General features: G+C 32.3%; 16 protein-coding genes and 2 tRNA genes. 16 read left to right on the top strand and 2 right to left on the bottom strand.

Features of this window, described 5'->3' with window-relative positions; all coding sequences use genetic code 11:
• Positions 1-55: 55 nt before the first annotated feature.
• Positions 56-874 carry a dihydropteroate synthase gene (folP, locus tag ACN0WY_RS12220; RefSeq protein WP_330488739.1) on the bottom strand — a complete coding sequence of 273 codons (819 nt, stop codon included), beginning with the start codon at positions 872-874 and terminating at the stop codon, positions 56-58.
• A gap of 80 nt (positions 875-954) precedes the next feature.
• Between folP and ACN0WY_RS12215 the strand changes: the two genes are divergently transcribed.
• The 4 genes from ACN0WY_RS12215 to ACN0WY_RS12200 all read left to right on the top strand — a co-directional run bounded on the left by ACN0WY_RS12215 (position 955) and on the right by ACN0WY_RS12200 (position 3782).
• A complete protein-coding gene (locus ACN0WY_RS12215) occupies positions 955-1500 on the top strand; it encodes a DUF1599 domain-containing protein (protein ID WP_417800525.1) in 546 nt (181 codons plus the stop codon).
• Positions 1501-1516: 16 nt separating this feature from the next.
• Positions 1517-2488, top strand: coding sequence for a BT_3928 family protein (locus ACN0WY_RS12210; protein ID WP_417800524.1), 972 nt, complete (start codon positions 1517-1519; stop codon positions 2486-2488).
• Between the two features lie 149 nt (positions 2489-2637).
• Positions 2638-3030: a fluoride efflux transporter CrcB gene (crcB, locus tag ACN0WY_RS12205; protein ID WP_417800523.1), complete on the top strand. Its 393-nt coding sequence runs from the start codon at positions 2638-2640 to the stop codon at positions 3028-3030.
• Positions 3031-3077: 47 nt separating this feature from the next.
• Positions 3078-3782, top strand: coding sequence for a crotonase/enoyl-CoA hydratase family protein (locus ACN0WY_RS12200; RefSeq protein ID WP_417800522.1), 705 nt, complete (start codon positions 3078-3080; stop codon positions 3780-3782).
• A gap of 31 nt (positions 3783-3813) precedes the next feature.
• Here ACN0WY_RS12200 and ACN0WY_RS12195 read toward each other — a convergent pair whose 3' ends face one another.
• Complete coding sequence (locus ACN0WY_RS12195) at positions 3814-4425, bottom strand: DUF1684 domain-containing protein (RefSeq protein ID WP_417800521.1); 612 nt, start codon at positions 4423-4425, stop codon at positions 3814-3816.
• A 359-nt stretch (positions 4426-4784) separates the two neighbouring features.
• On the opposite strand from ACN0WY_RS12195, the gene ACN0WY_RS12190 reads away from it, so the two are divergent.
• The 12 genes from ACN0WY_RS12190 to ACN0WY_RS12135 all read left to right on the top strand — a co-directional run bounded on the left by ACN0WY_RS12190 (position 4785) and on the right by ACN0WY_RS12135 (position 17378).
• Positions 4785-5015, top strand: a complete 231-nt coding sequence (locus tag ACN0WY_RS12190) for a hypothetical protein (RefSeq protein WP_115901993.1) — start codon at positions 4785-4787, stop codon at positions 5013-5015.
• Positions 5016-5161: 146 nt separating this feature from the next.
• A tRNA-Pro gene (locus ACN0WY_RS12185) sits at positions 5162-5236 on the top strand.
• A gap of 164 nt (positions 5237-5400) precedes the next feature.
• A tRNA-Thr gene (locus ACN0WY_RS12180) sits at positions 5401-5474 on the top strand.
• A gap of 98 nt (positions 5475-5572) precedes the next feature.
• The gene (gene udk, locus ACN0WY_RS12175; RefSeq protein ID WP_330488798.1) at positions 5573-6178 is read left to right on the top strand and encodes a uridine kinase; all 606 of its coding nucleotides are present in this window, start codon (positions 5573-5575) and stop codon (positions 6176-6178) included.
• A 1-nt stretch (position 6179) separates the two neighbouring features.
• A complete protein-coding gene (locus ACN0WY_RS12170; RefSeq protein ID WP_417800520.1) occupies positions 6180-6497 on the top strand; it encodes an FtsB family cell division protein in 318 nt (105 codons plus the stop codon).
• Positions 6497-7843 carry a methylmalonyl-CoA mutase subunit beta gene (locus tag ACN0WY_RS12165; RefSeq protein WP_417800519.1) on the top strand — a complete coding sequence of 449 codons (1347 nt, stop codon included), beginning with the start codon at positions 6497-6499 and terminating at the stop codon, positions 7841-7843. The genes ACN0WY_RS12170 and ACN0WY_RS12165 overlap by 1 nt, the downstream gene beginning before the upstream one ends.
• Positions 7836-9899, top strand: coding sequence for a methylmalonyl-CoA mutase (scpA, locus tag ACN0WY_RS12160; protein WP_417800518.1), 2064 nt, complete (start codon positions 7836-7838; stop codon positions 9897-9899). The genes ACN0WY_RS12165 and scpA overlap by 8 nt, the downstream gene beginning before the upstream one ends.
• A gap of 9 nt (positions 9900-9908) precedes the next feature.
• The gene (gene asd, locus ACN0WY_RS12155; RefSeq protein ID WP_330488747.1) at positions 9909-10787 is read left to right on the top strand and encodes an archaetidylserine decarboxylase; all 879 of its coding nucleotides are present in this window, start codon (positions 9909-9911) and stop codon (positions 10785-10787) included.
• A 105-nt stretch (positions 10788-10892) separates the two neighbouring features.
• Positions 10893-14039, top strand: a complete 3147-nt coding sequence (gene ccsA, locus ACN0WY_RS12150) for a cytochrome c biogenesis protein CcsA (RefSeq protein WP_417800517.1) — start codon at positions 10893-10895, stop codon at positions 14037-14039.
• A gap of 61 nt (positions 14040-14100) precedes the next feature.
• A complete protein-coding gene (locus tag ACN0WY_RS12145) occupies positions 14101-14616 on the top strand; it encodes a DUF2892 domain-containing protein (RefSeq protein ID WP_417800516.1) in 516 nt (171 codons plus the stop codon).
• A gap of 58 nt (positions 14617-14674) precedes the next feature.
• Positions 14675-16582, top strand: a complete 1908-nt coding sequence (locus ACN0WY_RS12140) for a nucleoside-diphosphate sugar epimerase/dehydratase (RefSeq protein WP_330488750.1) — start codon at positions 14675-14677, stop codon at positions 16580-16582.
• A gap of 28 nt (positions 16583-16610) precedes the next feature.
• Complete coding sequence (locus ACN0WY_RS12135; protein ID WP_330488751.1) at positions 16611-17378, top strand: polysaccharide biosynthesis/export family protein; 768 nt, start codon at positions 16611-16613, stop codon at positions 17376-17378.
• The last annotated feature ends 2 nt before the right edge of the window (positions 17379-17380 follow it).

Genomic DNA, 17380 nt, shown 5'->3' with positions numbered 1-17380 from the left:
AAAAACAAGTTTTTAGGCATTATAAATTGCCTAATAAGTAAATGTAAGAATTTTATTACAACTGCCCCACAATTTTAACCGCCTCAACTGCCTCCTTTACATCATGCACCCTTAAAATATGCGTACCATTTAACAAAGCAGCTGTATTAGCTACGGTAGTAGCATTTAAAGCTTCTTTCGGTGTAACACCTAACAACTTATACAACATTGATTTTCTTGAAACACCAGTTAAAATGGGAACATCTAAACTTTTGAATAGTGACAAGTTTTTAAGTAACTCATAGTTTTGATCGAGCGTTTTACCAAAACCAAAACCAACATCAATAATTACATCATTCACCTTTAGTTCACGCAATTTAAAAAGCTGCTCTGCAAAAAAGGAAATCACTTCAGTAACCACGTTTTCATATTGTGGGTTTTGTTGCATGTTTTGTGGCGTTCCTTGCATGTGCATCATAATATATGGAACTTGAAGTTTTGCGACCGTTTCAAACATTTGTTCGTCCATCTTTCCTCCAGAAATATCATTTATTAGTGCAGCTCCAGCATGTATCGATTGCTCCGCTACCCTACTTCTAAATGAGTCTACCGAAATCATAATTTCAGGAAAGTTTTTAACCAACAACTCCACTACAGGGAGCATTCTTTGTAACTCTTCTTCTTCTGAAATATGTTTTGCTCCAGGTCTTGAAGAATACGCACCTACATCAATAAATACAGCTCCTTCTTTCAACATTTTCTCAACTTGAACAAGGACTTCATTTTCATTTTTATACCTTCCACCATCAAAAAAAGAATCTGGAGTTACATTTAAAATCCCCATAACCTTAGGCTTGGTTAAATCTACTAAGGTTCCTTTACAATTAATTGTCATCTTGCTAAATTTCCAAGTAAAAATAAACGAAAAGCTTGTAATATTTACTATTTTTGGTCGAATACTTTTAAATAAGAAAGATGCAGAACACCTCTAAACAGTATGATGCTGTAGTTGAAGAATGTAGAAATTTGTTTACAAAAAAGATGAGCGATTACGGTAGTGCTTGGAGAATTTTAAGGCTCCCTTCATTAACTGACCAAATATTTATAAAAGCTCAACGCATACGACAATTACAAGAAAATACTGAACGAAAAGTTGATGAAGGAGAGAAATCAGAATTTATTGGCATTATCAATTACTCTACAATGGCATTGATTCAAATTGAATTAGGCATTGTTGAACAACCTGATTTAACTACCGAAGAGGCTACAAACCTATACAACAAACACATAAAGATTACTAAAGAGTTAATGGAAAATAAAAACCATGATTATGGTGAAGCATGGAGAGACATGAGAGTTTCTTCATTAACCGATTTAATTCTGCAAAAACTACTTCGTGTAAAACAAATAGAAAACAATCAAGGCAAAACTTTAGTTTCTGAAGGAATTGATGCTAATTATCAAGATATGATTAATTATGCTATTTTTGCCATGATTCACCTTTCTGAATCAGATAATTAACCTAAAAAACACCCCTATGATTTTAAAAATGCTAACTCATATTTCAAGAGTACTTGTAGGACTTCTTTTTATTTACTCTGGATTTGTAAAATTGGTAGACCCTATCGGATCTCAATATAAATTTGAAGAATATTTTGGCGCCGATGTATTAAATTTAGAATTCTTAATTCCTTTCGCTCTACCTTTTTCTATTCTTTTAATTGTTACCGAATTGGTTTTAGGCATTATGCTTTTAGTAGGTTACAAACCTAAACTTACTGTTTGGAGCTTATTTGTTTTAAACCTAGTTTTCTTATTTTTAACTTGGTACTCTTACACCTACAACAAAGTTACAGATTGTGGTTGTTTTGGTGACGCTTTAAAACTTACTCCTAAAGAAACATTTTACAAAAATGTTGTTTTCATGATCTTTATTGTAATTCTTATTTTAGGTGTTAAACACATTAAGCCTTTAATTTCAAATAAGTTTTCTTCTTTAACAACCTTTAGCGCTGTTTTTTTAGCACTAATTGTAACTTATTACGTTTTACAACATTTACCAATTATTGATTTTAGAGCTTATTCTATAGGAACAGATATTGCCAAAGGAATGGAATACCCAGAAGATAGCGATGAGCTTCCTCCTATACACGATTTCATGATTGAAACAGATGAAGGAGATAAGTTAGAAGAAATGCTTGCTAAAGAAAAAGCTATGCTTATTATCATGTCTAACTTCAAGAAAACAGAAAAAGAAGGTATTACTGGAATTTCTGAAGTAGCTAAACAAGCTAGTGAACAAGGTTATGAAATTTATGTACTAACTGCTTCTTATATTGAAGACTTAGCTGCAACTCAAAAAGAATATGGACTTCCTTATACTTTTGGGTTTTGTGATGAAACTGCTTTAAAAACAGTAATTAGAGCTAATCCTGGTATTGTTACCGTAAAAAAAGGAATCATTGTTGGGAAGTGGAATTGGACCGATGCTGATGATGTAGAACTATAAACAGTTATACTATTTATATATAAAGAAAACCTCACAAATTTGTGAGGTTTTCTTATTTTCGCAAGTATATGAAAAGCTCTTGTAGAGATTCTTACAACATCTCTTTCAATAAGAGAGTAAAAACAAGCTATTAATTTAGAAGTATTTTTGTGAAACAATTATTATTAGTTTTTATAGGCGGTGGAACTGGAAGCGTATTGCGATATATTATTGGAAAAGCTTTAAATAGTCCTCAAACAGGAATTCCGTACGGAACTTTTGCAGCCAACATTCTTGGTAGTTTGCTTATTGGAATTATTTTAGGGTTTGCTGCTAAAAACGAAACCATCACACAAAACCACACCTTATTATTAGCTACTGGTTTCTGTGGTGGATTTACCACTTTCTCAACCTTTGCTTACGAAAATCATATCTTTCTAAAATCTGGAAATTTCACCTCTTTTGCACTATATACTGTTGCTAGCTTTAGCATTGGTTTTTTAGCTGTTTTTGCAGGAATTTACTTAGTAAATTATTTTTGGACAAACACACCAACCATGTAAACAATACTTAAAACAAACCTCACTTTGTGAGTAAATGAATACAATAAATGAGTGAACTTATACAATACAAATCAGAAGACAATTACGTAATTATTACTATTACTAACGGAAAAGCTAACGCTATTTCTCATGAAGTGATTGATGCTTTAAACTCCTCTTTTGACAAAGCTGAAAAAGAAGAAAAACCAATAATACTAACAGGACAACCAGGAATATTCTCTGCTGGTTACGACTTAAAAAGCATGACACAATCTCCTGAATCAGCTTTAGAACTGGTTACCAAAGGATCAAATTTATCACATAGAATGCTCTCTTTTCCTTTCCCAATAATTGCAGCTTGCTCTGGGCATGCTGTGGCCAAAGGAGCTTTCTTACTTCTATCTGTTGATTATAGGCTGGGAGTTGAAGGTGATTTTAAAATTGGACTAAATGAAGTTTTAATAGGTATGACCATGCACAATGCTGGTATTGAAATAGCTAAAGCACGTTTAACTCCTGTTTATTTTGAAAGAAGTGTTAATTGCTCAGAAATTTACACCCCTGAAGACGCTATCACTGCCGGCTTTTTAGATAAAGTTGTTCCTCAAGAGCACTTACTACCAACAGCTGTAAAGGTTGCTGAAATGTTTTCTAAACTAAATAAGAAAGCACATAAGGAAACTAAACTAAAACTGAGAAAACCATATTTAGATTCGTTAATAAAAGCAATTAAACAAGACAGAGAAGAAGGTTTAACACCTCCTTCCAAATAAAAAAAGTCCTGCAAATTGCAGGACTTTTTATTTATTTAGGTTTCTTATACGCCATTACCCCTGCTTTAATTTCTGTATCTAAATAATTATCGCTTGGTGTAATTGGACAAGAATATCTATCACTATAAGCACAATATGGATTGTAAGCTTTATTAAAATCAATCTCCACAGTCCCATCATCCTTTATATCGGTCGTATAAATATCTATAAAACGACCACCTTTATAAGACGTTTTACCATTCGTATTATCTAAAAAAGGTAAAAATAAATGATTTGCATACTCAGGCGCAGGATGTACATCTTGATAAATAACTAGTTTAAAATCCTCTCCGTCAATAGAAAAAGATAAAACCCCATATTTTTTATACATCGCCACCCTATCGGTCGTCGTTGGAAAATCAAAAATAGGCGCATCTGGTGTTTTTACTAATTCTGCATTTACAGCATACTTTTTATCAATAGGAAAAAAATCTAATCCTTTAAACTTCTTTAATCCTTTTTTGGTAAGTGGCGACCTAGAAGCATCTTTAAACTTAGTATTCATTTCCTTTTGAAAATCAGACATTCCTAAAATAGCTCTTTTTTCTTGGCTGTTACAAGAAAGTATGGAAACAGCAAAAATTAATAATAGTAGTTTTTTCATATCAGTATTTAGATTTCTATAGACACAAAAATACTGTATTACAACCAAAACACCACTATTCCTTAAAAAATCGCTAAATAAAGAGGTGAAAACTGTTAATTTTCTATTAATAATTTGAAATAACAAAATAAAATCGTTACATTTATATTTATAGATAATACTTATGACTGATATAAGATAGTGTAGAAAGATTTTTTTATCTTATAAGAAAAACTTATTAACTAATAAAACAAATTGATGAGCTTGTTTCTTTGCAAACAGAAAGTTTCCCATATATTTGCCGCCCCAGTTATTTTAGGCATGTATCTTTTATCAGACAAAACCTAATAAAGAAATTTTAAATTAAATTGGTAAATTTTATGAATTCAGAATTAATCAATAAGGCAGAAGAATTTGAAAACAGAAAATTCAAATTTATTACTACTAGTGATAGAATACTAGCCTCTAGAGAAGCAAAAGCTCTGATTCTAGAGATTAATGAGGTATATAAACAAACAAAAGACAGCACGTTAATGGACTTAATGAAGCGTTTAACAGCTGTAAAACAACGCATTGAAAAACGTTTAAAAGGAAAACCTTTAACAGCTTAAACAATAAACAACCTTTAAGCTCGTTTATAGTTTATACATAAGAATAGTAGTTTCATCAACTACCACTCTCATTATAATATTTATTCTTGATAAAGTTCTAAGTAAATTTACTTAGAACTTTTCTTTTTTAAATATATTTGCAACATCGGGATGTAGCTTAATCCGGTTAAAGTGCTGGTCTGGGGGACCAGAGATCGGTGGTTCGAATCCACTCATCCCGACTTTTTTTATTTTTGTACTCTTCACTAAAAAACCAAAACAAACTCTATTTCAACAACTTAAAAAGTTCACTAAACGATTACAAAAAACAAGCATTAAAAATTTTTAAAAAAAGTTTTTTCAGTTTCAAAAAACATTATATATTTGCCACGCTTTTAAAGCAAACGCCGATGTAGCTCAGCTGGCTAGAGCAGCTGATTTGTAATCAGCAGGTCGTGGGTTCGAGTCCCTCCATCGGCTCAAAACTAAAAGCGCTAACAAAAAGTTAGCGCTTTTTTTATGCGCTTATTTTGCTAAATTTGTCATAACTCTATTTTTACAAAAACTTAATGAAAAATATATTTGTTATTGGTATTGCTGGAGGTACAGGAAGTGGAAAAACCACGGTAGTAAACCAAATTATCAACGAACTTCCTGCTGATGAAGTTTGCGTTATTTCTCAAGATTCTTACTACAAACAAACAGACAACCTAACTTACGAAGAACGTACTAAGATAAATTTTGACCATCCTAGAGCAATCGATTTTGACTTAATGGTTGAACATTTAACTAAATTAAAAAATGGATGCATTATAGAACAACCTATATATTCATTCGTTGCTCACAATAGAACCAAAGACACCATAAAAACACACCCTAGAAAAGTTATTATAATTGAAGGTATTTTGATTTTTAATAGCAAAGAACTTCGTAACTTGTGTGACATAAAAGTCTTTGTTCATGCAGATGCCGACGAACGCCTAATTAGACGTGTAAGAAGAGATATTAAAGAGCGAGGGAGAAATGTTGATGAAGTTTTAAACCGCTATCAAAGCACCTTAAAACCCATGCACCAACAATTTATTGAACCTACAAAAAATTACGCGGATATCATTATACCTAACGACAGGTATAATACTGTAGCTATTGACATTGTAAGAACTGTAATTAACGACCGTTTATAACATGAGTTTTAAATCAATAAAAAACAAACCTTCTTTTAAAATAGCCACTAATATTTACGTGATTATACTCACTGTATTTGTGGTTTGGATGCTTTTTTTTGATGAAAATTCTTACCTTACCCATAAAGAGTTTAATAAAGAAATTAATGAGTTAAAGAGCTGGATTGATTACCATGAAAAAAAAATCAAGAAAGACAAAAAAACCATTCAACAACTACAAGACTCTCTTCAACTAGAACGCTATGCTAGAGAAAAATACCAAATGAAGAAAGAAGATGAAGACATTTATATTATTGAATTTGATACCATAAAAAAGTAATGAGTAACTATTTATTTGACGAATTTCAAGGTGTTACCCCTGCAGAATGGAAACAAAAAATACAAGTAGACCTTAAAGGTGCCGATTACAACGACACTCTTTTGTGGAAAACTGAAGAAGGTATTACTGTAAAACCTTTTTATACTAAAGAAGATAGAACCAATATTAAAGTTAACACTCCCTGTAAAGGTTTCGCTATTTGTCAATCCATTAACATTGAGAATGAAGAAGAAGCAAATGCATTTGCAATCGACTCAATTCAAAGAGGAGCAAATGCCGTCCTGTTCAACGCAAAAAAAGAGTTTGATTACAACATCTTACTAAAGGGAATTGATACTCAAAAAACGTTACTTTACTTTACTTTCAATTTTTTATCCTCAGAATTTGTTAACAAACTAGCTAATTTTATAAACTCAGAAAGCTGCTACTTCAACATAGACATTATAGGAAACTTGGCTAGTTCTGGAAATTGGTATTCAAATCTTAAAAACGACCATACACAATTAGAAGAAATAGCAAAAACTACCCCAAACGCTCTTTGCGTTAATACCTCTATTTACCAAAATGCAGGAGCAACCATTATTCAACAATTAGCATATGCACTTGCTCAGGCAAATGAATACCTAAACCACTTCGGTAGTTCAGCTGCAAAAAACATTCATTTTAATTTTTCTGTAGGAAGTAATTACTTTTTTGAAATTGCCAAACTACGAGCTTTTAGAATTTTATGGAAAGCTCTTTTAAAAGAATACAACACAGAAGCAACTGCTCATATTTTTACACAACCAAGTTTGCGTAACAAAACCATATACGACTACAATGTAAACATGCTACGCACCACCTCTGAGTGTATGAGCGCTATTTTAGGAGGAACCAACACTATAGCTAATAGCTCTTATGACAAGGTTTTTCATCAACCGAACGAGTTTGGAGAACGTATATCAAGAAATCAACTATTAATTTTACAACAAGAAAGCGAACTAGCAGAAGCCCAAAACATTGCTGAGGGTGCATACTACATTGAAACAATTACTCAACAACTTACCCAAAAAGCGCTAGAGGTTTTTAAATTAATAGAAAACGGTGGCGGTTTCTTAAAACAACTAAAAGAAGGAGTCATCCAACGAAAAATAAAAGAGTCGGCAGCTAAAGAGCAACAATTATTTGATTCAGGAGAATTAGTGTTACTTGGAACAAACAAAATTCAAAACGAAAATGACAAGATGAAAAACGATTTAGAAGTTTCACCTTTCTTAAAAATTCGTAATGAAAAAACACTAATTCAACCTATTATTCAAAAACGATTAGCAGAAAAGCTAGAACAAGAACGCTTAGGAAATGAGTAGAAAAAATATATCAAACATACAAATAAACAAAAGCCAAGAACAACACAACAACAACTTTAAACACGAAGATTTTGTTGCGGGTATTGCACCCAATTTACGTGGACCTTACTCTACCATGTATGTTCGCAGGCCATGGACAATCCGTCAATATGCAGGTTTTTCTACCGCCGAAGAAAGCAATGCCTTTTACCGTAGAAATTTAGCAGCTGGTCAAAAAGGGCTATCAGTTGCTTTCGATTTAGCTACACACCGTGGTTACGATTCAGACCATGAGCGTGTACAAGGGGATGTTGGAAAAGCAGGTGTTGCTATAGATTCTGTGGAAGACATGAAAGTTCTGTTCAATCAAATTCCACTTGATAAGATGTCTGTTTCTATGACCATGAATGGAGCCGTTTTACCTATTTTGGCATTTTATATTGTAGCAGCCGAAGAACAAGGTGTAGCTCCTGAATTATTATCAGGAACTATTCAAAACGATATCTTAAAAGAGTTTATGGTGCGTAACACTTACATTTACCCACCTACTCCATCAATGAAAATTATTGCTGATATTTTTAGATATACTTCTGAAAATATGCCTCGGTTTAATTCAATTTCTATTTCGGGTTACCATATGCAAGAAGCTGGTGCTACAGCAGAAATTGAATTAGCTTATACTTTAGCTGACGGATTAGAATACATCAAAAAAGGATTGGAAGCAGGAATGGATATTGACACCTTTGCTCCTCGCTTATCTTTCTTCTGGGCTATTGGAATGAATCATTTTATGGAAATTGCCAAAATGCGTGCAGGAAGAATGTTATGGGCAAAACTAGTAAAACAATTCAACCCAAAAAACCCAAAGTCGTTAGCATTAAGAACTCACTGTCAAACCAGCGGTTGGAGTTTAACCGAACAAGATCCTTTTAACAATGTAGCACGTACCGCAATTGAAGCTATGGCTGCTGCCTTTGGAGGCACACAAAGTTTACACACCAACGCTTTAGACGAAGCAATTGCCTTACCTACCGACTTTTCAGCACGTATTGCTCGTAACACACAAATATACTTACAACAAGAAACCCATATTACAAAAACTGTAGATCCTTGGGCGGGTAGTTATCATGTAGAAAAACTTACGGAAGAAATTGCCAATAAAGCATGGGAGCTAATTCAAGAAGTTGAAGAATTAGGTGGAATGACCAAGGCTATTGAAAAAGGAATTCCTAAAATGCGTATTGAAGAAGCAGCGGCTAAAAAACAAGCAAAAATTGATAGCGGTCAAGATATTATTGTTGGTGTTAACAAATACCAATTAGAACAAGAAGACCCTTTACATATTTTAGAGGTAGATAACGAAGCTGTTCGTCAATCTCAAATCGATAGACTAAACGATTTAAAATCGAAAAGAAATCAAGCTGAAGTTGACAAAACATTGAGTGATTTAACTGAATCTGCTAAAACGGGTAAAGGAAATTTATTAGATTTAGCAGTAAAAGCCGCAAGAAACAGAGCTACATTAGGTGAAATTTCTGACGCCCTTGAAACTATTTTCGGACGTCATAAAGCAGTACATAAAACCATATCTGGCGTGTATAGTAAAGAAATAAAAGATGACGAGCTATTTAAAAAGGCTACTGAACTAGCTGATAAATTTGCTGAGTTAGAAGGACGTCGTCCTCGTATTATGATTGCTAAACTAGGACAAGACGGTCACGATCGTGGAGCTAAAGTTGTTGCTACCGGTTATGCTGATTTAGGTTTTGATGTCGATATTGGTCCTTTATTCCAAACTCCTCAAGAAGCCACCAAACAAGCTATAGAAAACGACGTGCACATTTTAGGAATTTCCTCATTAGCTGCAGGACACAAAACCTTAGTTCCTCAAGTTATTGCTGAGCTTAAAAAATATGGTCGTGAAGATATTATGGTGATTGTTGGTGGTGTAATTCCTGCACAAGATTACCAATTCTTGTTTGATGCTGGTGCCGTAGGTGTTTTTGGTCCAGGAACTAAAATTGCACAAGCTGCTATTGACATGTTAACCATTTTAATTGATAGTATCGAAGAATAACTAACGGTTATGAAAATAAAATTCATTGATAGAAAAACAGGTGAAATAATTACCGAAACCCCTCCAGGAGAAGGATACTTAAAATTGCTATACAACAATCCGTTTGGTAAAATGGCTTTATTGCCATTAGTTAAGCGTAAATTTTTATCATCATGGTATGGTAAACTCATGAACAAACCCAACTCTATTAACAAAATAAACAGTTTTGTTAGAGAACTTCAAATTGACATGAGTGAGGCAGAAAGACCTTCTGAAGACTATATTTCTTTCAATGATTTTTTCTATCGAAAGTTAAAATCTGACGCCCGTCCAATTGAAAATGGTTTTGTTTCTCCTGGTGACGGAAAAATGTTAGCCTTTAAAAATATTTCTGATATTCATAACTTCTTTATCAAAGGAAGAAAATTCACCTTAGAGGAATTTTTAGGCAATAAAGAACTCGCAACAAAACACAAAGACGATTCTTTAATTATACTTCGATTAGCTCCTAACGATTATCATCGTTATCACTTTCCATACGACGGAATTCCTTCCGAAGTAACAAAAATTAAAGGACGTTATTTTTCAGTATCACCTCATGCCCTAGCTGCTAACTTCACAAGAGTGTTCTGTGAAAACAAAAGAGAATTCTGCACTTTAAAAACACACGACAAAGGAGATGTTATCATTGCCCCAGTAGGTGCTACTATGGTTGGAAGTATTATTGAAACTTACCTTCCAAACACTGAAGTAAAAAAAGGCGATGAAATGGGCTACTTTGCTTTTGGAGGTTCAACTATTGTATTGTTAATTAATAGTTCTAAAATCACTATTGATGAAGATCTTTTAATCAACACCAAAAACAAGATGGAAACCTTTGTTAAAATGGGAGAGCGAATTGGAAATTAACCTTCATAAATTTAACATTTTACCTTTTAAAAATGATTGATTTCATAAGGTGATTAGAGCTTTAATCCGTAAATTTGCGTCGTTTTATACTTAGCAGATTTACTGATGAAAAAAATCTTAGATACCCTCTACTCTACCCGTTTAATGGCTGTTTTATTTTTTGCTTTTGCCATTGCCATGGGAGTTGCCACTTTTATTGAAAACGATTACGGAACACAAACTTCTAAAGCACTAGTCTACAACACTTGGTGGTTTGAATTAATAATGGTGTTTTTTGTTATCAATTTTTTCGGAAATATTTTTAGGTATAGATTGTATAAAAAAGAAAAATGGTCTGTGTTATTATTTCACGTATCTTTCCTTTTAATCTTAATTGGTGCGGGTATTACTCGTTACATTAGCTATGAAGGGTTAATGGTTATTGACGAAGGAGAAACAACCAATCAATTCTACTCAGAACATACTTATTTAAATGTAATTATTGATAATAGTGAATTTCAAAAAACCACTGCTAACAAATTACTTTTATCTGCTTGGGGCGACAATTCGGTAAATTTTAAAGAAAACTTCCAACCTGAAAAAGGAGGTAAAAACCATGAAGTTACTTTTAATTTAGTAGACTATATTCCTTGGTCTGAAACAAAAATGGTTTTAGACGAAAACGGAACAGAACACTTGTTTTTTGTAGAAAGTTCTGACGGAAGTAGACATGAACACTACATTAAAAAAGGAACTATAGAGAACATTCATAACATTTTAGTAGGTTTTGAAGCTCCTAATAAAGAAGCGGCTTCAATTAACTTCTTTTATGAAGATGGTAGTTTAAAAATGATTTCTAAAAATGATGGTGATTGGTTTAGAATGGCTGATCAAAAGAAAGGCTTAATAGTTAAAGATAGCGCCCAACATTTTCAACTGTTAACACTTCATAACGTAAACGGATTACAATTTGTAGTTCCAAAATCTCCAGAAAAAGGAGAAATAAAAACTGTACGAGGTAAAAAGGATAATCAAAAATATGACACTGTAATTTTTGACGTTACTACAAACGGAGAAACTAAACGTGTTGAGTTTTACGGTGGAAAATTTAACGTTGATAACCAGCAACAATTTAGTATTGGAGATCTAAACTTTAGAGCTTGGTACGGTTCTAAATTGTTACAAACTCCTTTTAGTATAAAACTAAATGACTTTCAATTAGAAAAATACCCTGGTTCGGAAAGCGCTGCTGCTTACGCAAGTGAAATTACTGTAATAGCACCTGATGAAACTTTTGACTATAGGATTTTTATGAATCATATTTTAGATTACGGAGGATATAAGTTTTTCCAATCAAGCTATAAAATTGAAGGTGAACACGAACAAACTCATTTATCTGTAAACCATGATTTTTGGGGAACTTGGATAACCTATATTGGTTACTTTTTATTATTTTTTGGTTTAACCGCTGCTTTATTTGTAAAAGGCACTCGTTTTTATGATCTGAAACAATCATTAGTTAAAATTCGAAATAAAAAAGCCAAATTATCAGTAATCGCTTTATTTATTTCTTTGGCTGGTTTTAGTCAACATAAACAGCACGAACCTAAACAAATTACTGAAGCTCAAATTGACTCTATTTTAATCGCTAACAAAGTAGACAATAAACACGCTGATTTGTTCAGTTCTTTAGTTATTCAAGATGTTGGCGGACGTATGAAACCTGCTCATACCTTTGCTTCGGAATTAGTGAGGAAAGTAGCGCATGTTGATAAATTTAAAGACATGGATCCTAGCCAAATTTTACTTTCTATTACAGAAAACCCAATGCTTTGGCTTAATGTTCCTTTTGTTTATCTAGAGGATGGAAATACACAGGTTAGAGAAATTTTAGGAGTTTCTGAAGATGCTGAATATGCTCGCTTTATCGATTTTTACAATAAAGATGGTTCTTCTAAAATCAGCAAATTAGTTATTGAAGCTGAAAAGAAAAAAATTCAAAACAAATTTGAAAAAGACATTATAAAAATTGAACGCAGAGTTTGGCTATTATCTCAAGCATTAGGAGGTGGTATGTTACGTATTTATCCTATTCCAAATGATGAAAACAACAAATGGGTATCACAACCTGAAACACTACAAGCTAATTTTAAAGGAACTGACTCTGTATTTGTACGTCAATCACTACCTGTATATTTGCAATTGTTACAAGCTTCAAAGAAATCAGGAAATTATACAGAAACCAATAAAGTTTTAGATGGAATTAAGAAGTTTCAACGAAAATTTGGAGCAGAAGTTATTCCTGCAAAAGACAAAATTGCTTTAGAAATAGCTTACAATAAACTAAACATTTTTGTCAAACTTTCTAAATACTACGGTTATGTAAGCTTACTTTTAATTGTTTTTGTTTTCTTACAAATTTTTAATAACAAGCCGTGGGTTAATAATACTGTAAAAACATTAATAGGAATTGTAATTTTCTTGTTTATCTTCCACGTATTGGGACTAGCTGCACGTTGGTATATTAGTGGAAATGCTCCATGGAGTAATGCTTATGAGTCTATTATTTTTGTTGGCTTAGCTACCATGCTATTTGGGTTAATTCTTGGAAAAAAATCCTCTTTAACTATTGCCGCAACAACATTTTTAGTTGCCGTTATATTAATGTTTGCTCACCAAAACTGGTTAGACCCTGAAATTGCTAACCTTCAACCGGTTTTAAATTCTTGGTGGTTATATGTTCATGTATCTGTAATTGTTGCTAGTTATGGTCCGTTTGCAATGGGAATGATTTTAGGTATTTTCTCTTTGTTCTTAATCATTTTTACCAATGAAAAGAATAAAAAGAAAATGGACTTACATCTTAAAGAGTTAACTGTTATTAATGAAATGGCTTTAACCGTTGGTTTGGTAATGCTTACCATTGGTAACTTTTTAGGTGGTATGTGGGCAAATGAAAGCTGGGGACGTTATTGGGGATGGGATCCTAAAGAAACTTGGGCTTTAATATCAATCATGGTATATGCTTTTGTATTACACATGCGTTTGATTCCAGGTTTAAGAGGACGTTTTACGTTTAATTTATGGTCAATTATTGCTTTTGCTTCCATAATGATGACATATTTCGGAGTAAATTTTTACTTATCTGGTCTACACTCTTATGCAAGTGGTGATAAAGTAATTACCCCTACTTCAGTATATTATTCTGTAGCTTTTGTTACTATCCTAGGAGTTCTAGCATGGTTACAAAATAAAAAACATTACAAAAAGTAAGTTGATAGGTTTTCTGTTAAAAAAATGTACTTTTGCAAACCGATAAAAAGAAAAGACAATTATGTTCAATAAAAATATAAAATTAGTTTTAGCAGCTCTAATAACAGTATGGTCTGTGTATGAATTTACACAAGGACACATTATGAATGGTATATCAATATTATTACTTGCAGGACTATTTGTTTTATTTTATTTTAAAAATGAGTTTATTCTTTTAGCCTTTTTACAATTACGTAAACAAAACTTTGCAGGAGCTCAAAAGTGGTTGGGATATATTAAAAACCCTGCTGCTGCATTAACTCAAAAACAAGAGGGCTACTATAACTACTTACACGGAATTATGTTATCGCAAACAAACATAACTCAAGCTGAGAAATATTTAAAAAAGGCGGTAAAATTAGGGTTGGCTATGGATCATGATTTGGCTATGGCTAAATTACAATTAGCTGGAATTGCGATGACCAAACGTAGAAAAAGAGAAGCAACAAATTTAATGGCAGAAGCTAAAAAACTAGATAAACACGGAATGTTGAAAGAGCAGATGCAAATGATGAAGCAACAAATGAAGAAGATTTAACACTTCTTTAAGTTTTTTACTTTATATTTTGTAATTTTATCCGCTAACGAAAACATTGATGATTCGAAGTTTATTTTTAAGGGCTTTTGACAAGTACGCTTCACGGTGGATTGTTCTAATTATTGATATAGCTTTAGTTTGTATCTCTTTTATTTTAGCTTACGCAGTGCGTTTTAATGCTAGTTTAAATTTTGATCTTAACAACCTATATTATCAACTTCCTTTTATCGCAACCATCAGTCTTACTAGTTTTTTAATTGTTGGTTCGTACAAAGGAATCATAAGACACACAGGTACAAGAGATGCTTTTAATGTGTTTATTGGTGTAACACTGCTTTCTTCTATAACTGCTTGCATCATACTTTTCAATAATGCGTTGCGTATATTTCCGCACTTTACTATACCAAAATCAATAATAATTATTCATTATTTGATTTCTGTACTTATTTTGGTTGTTAGCCGCTTTGTTTTTAAAGCTTTTTATGAAATTGTTTCTACAGAATTGAAATCTATTACTAATGTTTTAATATATGGTGCTGGAGATTCTGGTTTAATAACCTATGGAGCTTTAAACAGAGATACAAAAAACAAGTATGAAGTTTTAGGTTTTATTGATGATGATCCTAAGAAAGTTGGAAAAAAATTAGACCGAATTAAAATTTACAACGGAAAAAATATTGATAAGAACTTCATTAAAGAAAAACAAATTGATGAAATCATAATTTCTATTCAAAATATTAAATCAGAAAAACTTTTATACCTTACTGATAACTTATTAGCCTTAGGCGTTCAAGTAAAAATTGTTCCTCCTTTATCTAAATGGATTGATGGCGATTTAGAAGCGAACCAAATTCAACAAGTTAGAATTGAAGATTTGCTAGACAGAAAACCTATTTCAATAGACAACCCTATTGTAAAAAGAGAAGTAAATAATAAAGTAATTTTAGTTACTGGAGCAGCAGGTTCTATTGGTTCAGAGATTTCTCGTCAATTAAGTGTTTATAATCACAAACATTTGATTTTGGTAGACCAAGCTGAGTCACCATTGTATGATCTTCAACAAGAATTAATTCAAAAAGAACGAACAAACTTCACCTCAATTGTCGCAGATGTTAGAGATTATAAGAGAATGGACGAAGTTTTTGAAAAATTTAAACCTCAAAAAGTGTTTCATGCTGCTGCTTATAAACATGTTCCTCTTATGGAAATGAGTCCTTACGAAGCTGTAAAAATAAATATTGGAGGGACAAAGAATGTTGCAGATTTATCTATAAAACATAACGTTGATCGTTTTGTAATGGTATCAACTGATAAGGCAGTAAACCCTACCAATGTAATGGGAGCCACAAAACGAGTTGCAGAAATGTATATAAGCTGTTTGAGTAACTCTAATAATAAGCATGCAACAAAATTTACAACGACTCGTTTTGGTAATGTATTAGGTTCCAATGGGTCTGTCATCCCTCTTTTCAAACGTCAAATAGAAAATGGTGGTCCCTTAACCGTTACCCATAAAGATATTACTCGTTATTTTATGACCATACCTGAAGCGTGTAGGTTAGTTTTGGAAGCAGGAACAATGGGGAATGGAGGAGAGATTTATATCTTTGATATGGGAAAATCTGTAAAGATATATGACATCGCAAAAAGAATGATTCATTTATCAGGCTTACAATTTCCTGATGATATTGATATAAAAATAACTGGTTTACGTCCAGGAGAAAAGTTATACGAAGAACTTTTAGCTGATGGAGAGAATACTACTCCAACCTATCATGAAAAAATTATGATTGCTAAAAATCAAAAAATAGATTATGATTTTATCATCAATAAGATTAAAGATTTATGCATTTCTAACCAACAACATGACAATCATAAAACTGTACAACTTATAAAGGAGATAGTTCCTGAATACATATCAAACAATTCTATTTACGAAAAATTAGATACTACTGTCAAAAATTAAATTAGTACTTTCGCAAAAAAATTCAACAATGCAAAGATTCTCAAAAATTGTTTTAACTATTCTAATCCTATCTTTAGCTTCATGTGCCTCTAGAAAAGACATTGTGTATTTTCAGAAAGATGAAGTTGATCCAGCAAAAACAAATACAACATACAAAACTATTTTTAAAGCTGACGATTTACTCCAAATCACTATTTCAGCTTTAGACTTAGAAGCTGTAAAACCATTTAATTTACCTGCTGTAACTTTTGCTACTACAACAGATAGAGCTGTAGGGACTCCACAACAACAAGCTTATTTAATTGATAATAATGGTTTTATAGACTTTCCTGTTCTAGGAAAATTAAAATTAGCAGGACTATCTAGAACTGAAGCTATTGATTTGCTAAAGAGTAAGCTTTCACCTGATTATATTAAAAATCCGACTGTTAATATTAAAATAATTAATTTTTCTATTACAGTATTGGGCGATGTGAAAATGCCTGGGAGGTTTACTATTCCTAATGAACGTATTTCTGTTTTAGAGGCAGTAGGGCTAGCGGGAGACTTAAACATGTCTGGTATTAGAACTATTGAAGTTAAAAGAGAAGAAGGTAATCAAATAAAAAGTTATAAGTTAGATTTACGTTCTAATAAAATTTTCAATTCTCCTGCTTATTATTTACAACAAAATGACGTAGTTTATGTAGAGCCAAATAAATCTTCATCTCAAGATGCGGCTTATAATAAGAATACAGGCTTATTTATATCACTAGGTTCTGTTATCATTTCATTAATTTCAATTCTTACAAGATAGTA

It is taken from the genome of Tenacibaculum sp., assembly GCF_048269885.1.
Classification (GTDB): domain Bacteria; phylum Bacteroidota; class Bacteroidia; order Flavobacteriales; family Flavobacteriaceae; genus Polaribacter.
This window is presented reverse-complemented; position numbering and strand designations above follow the sequence as displayed.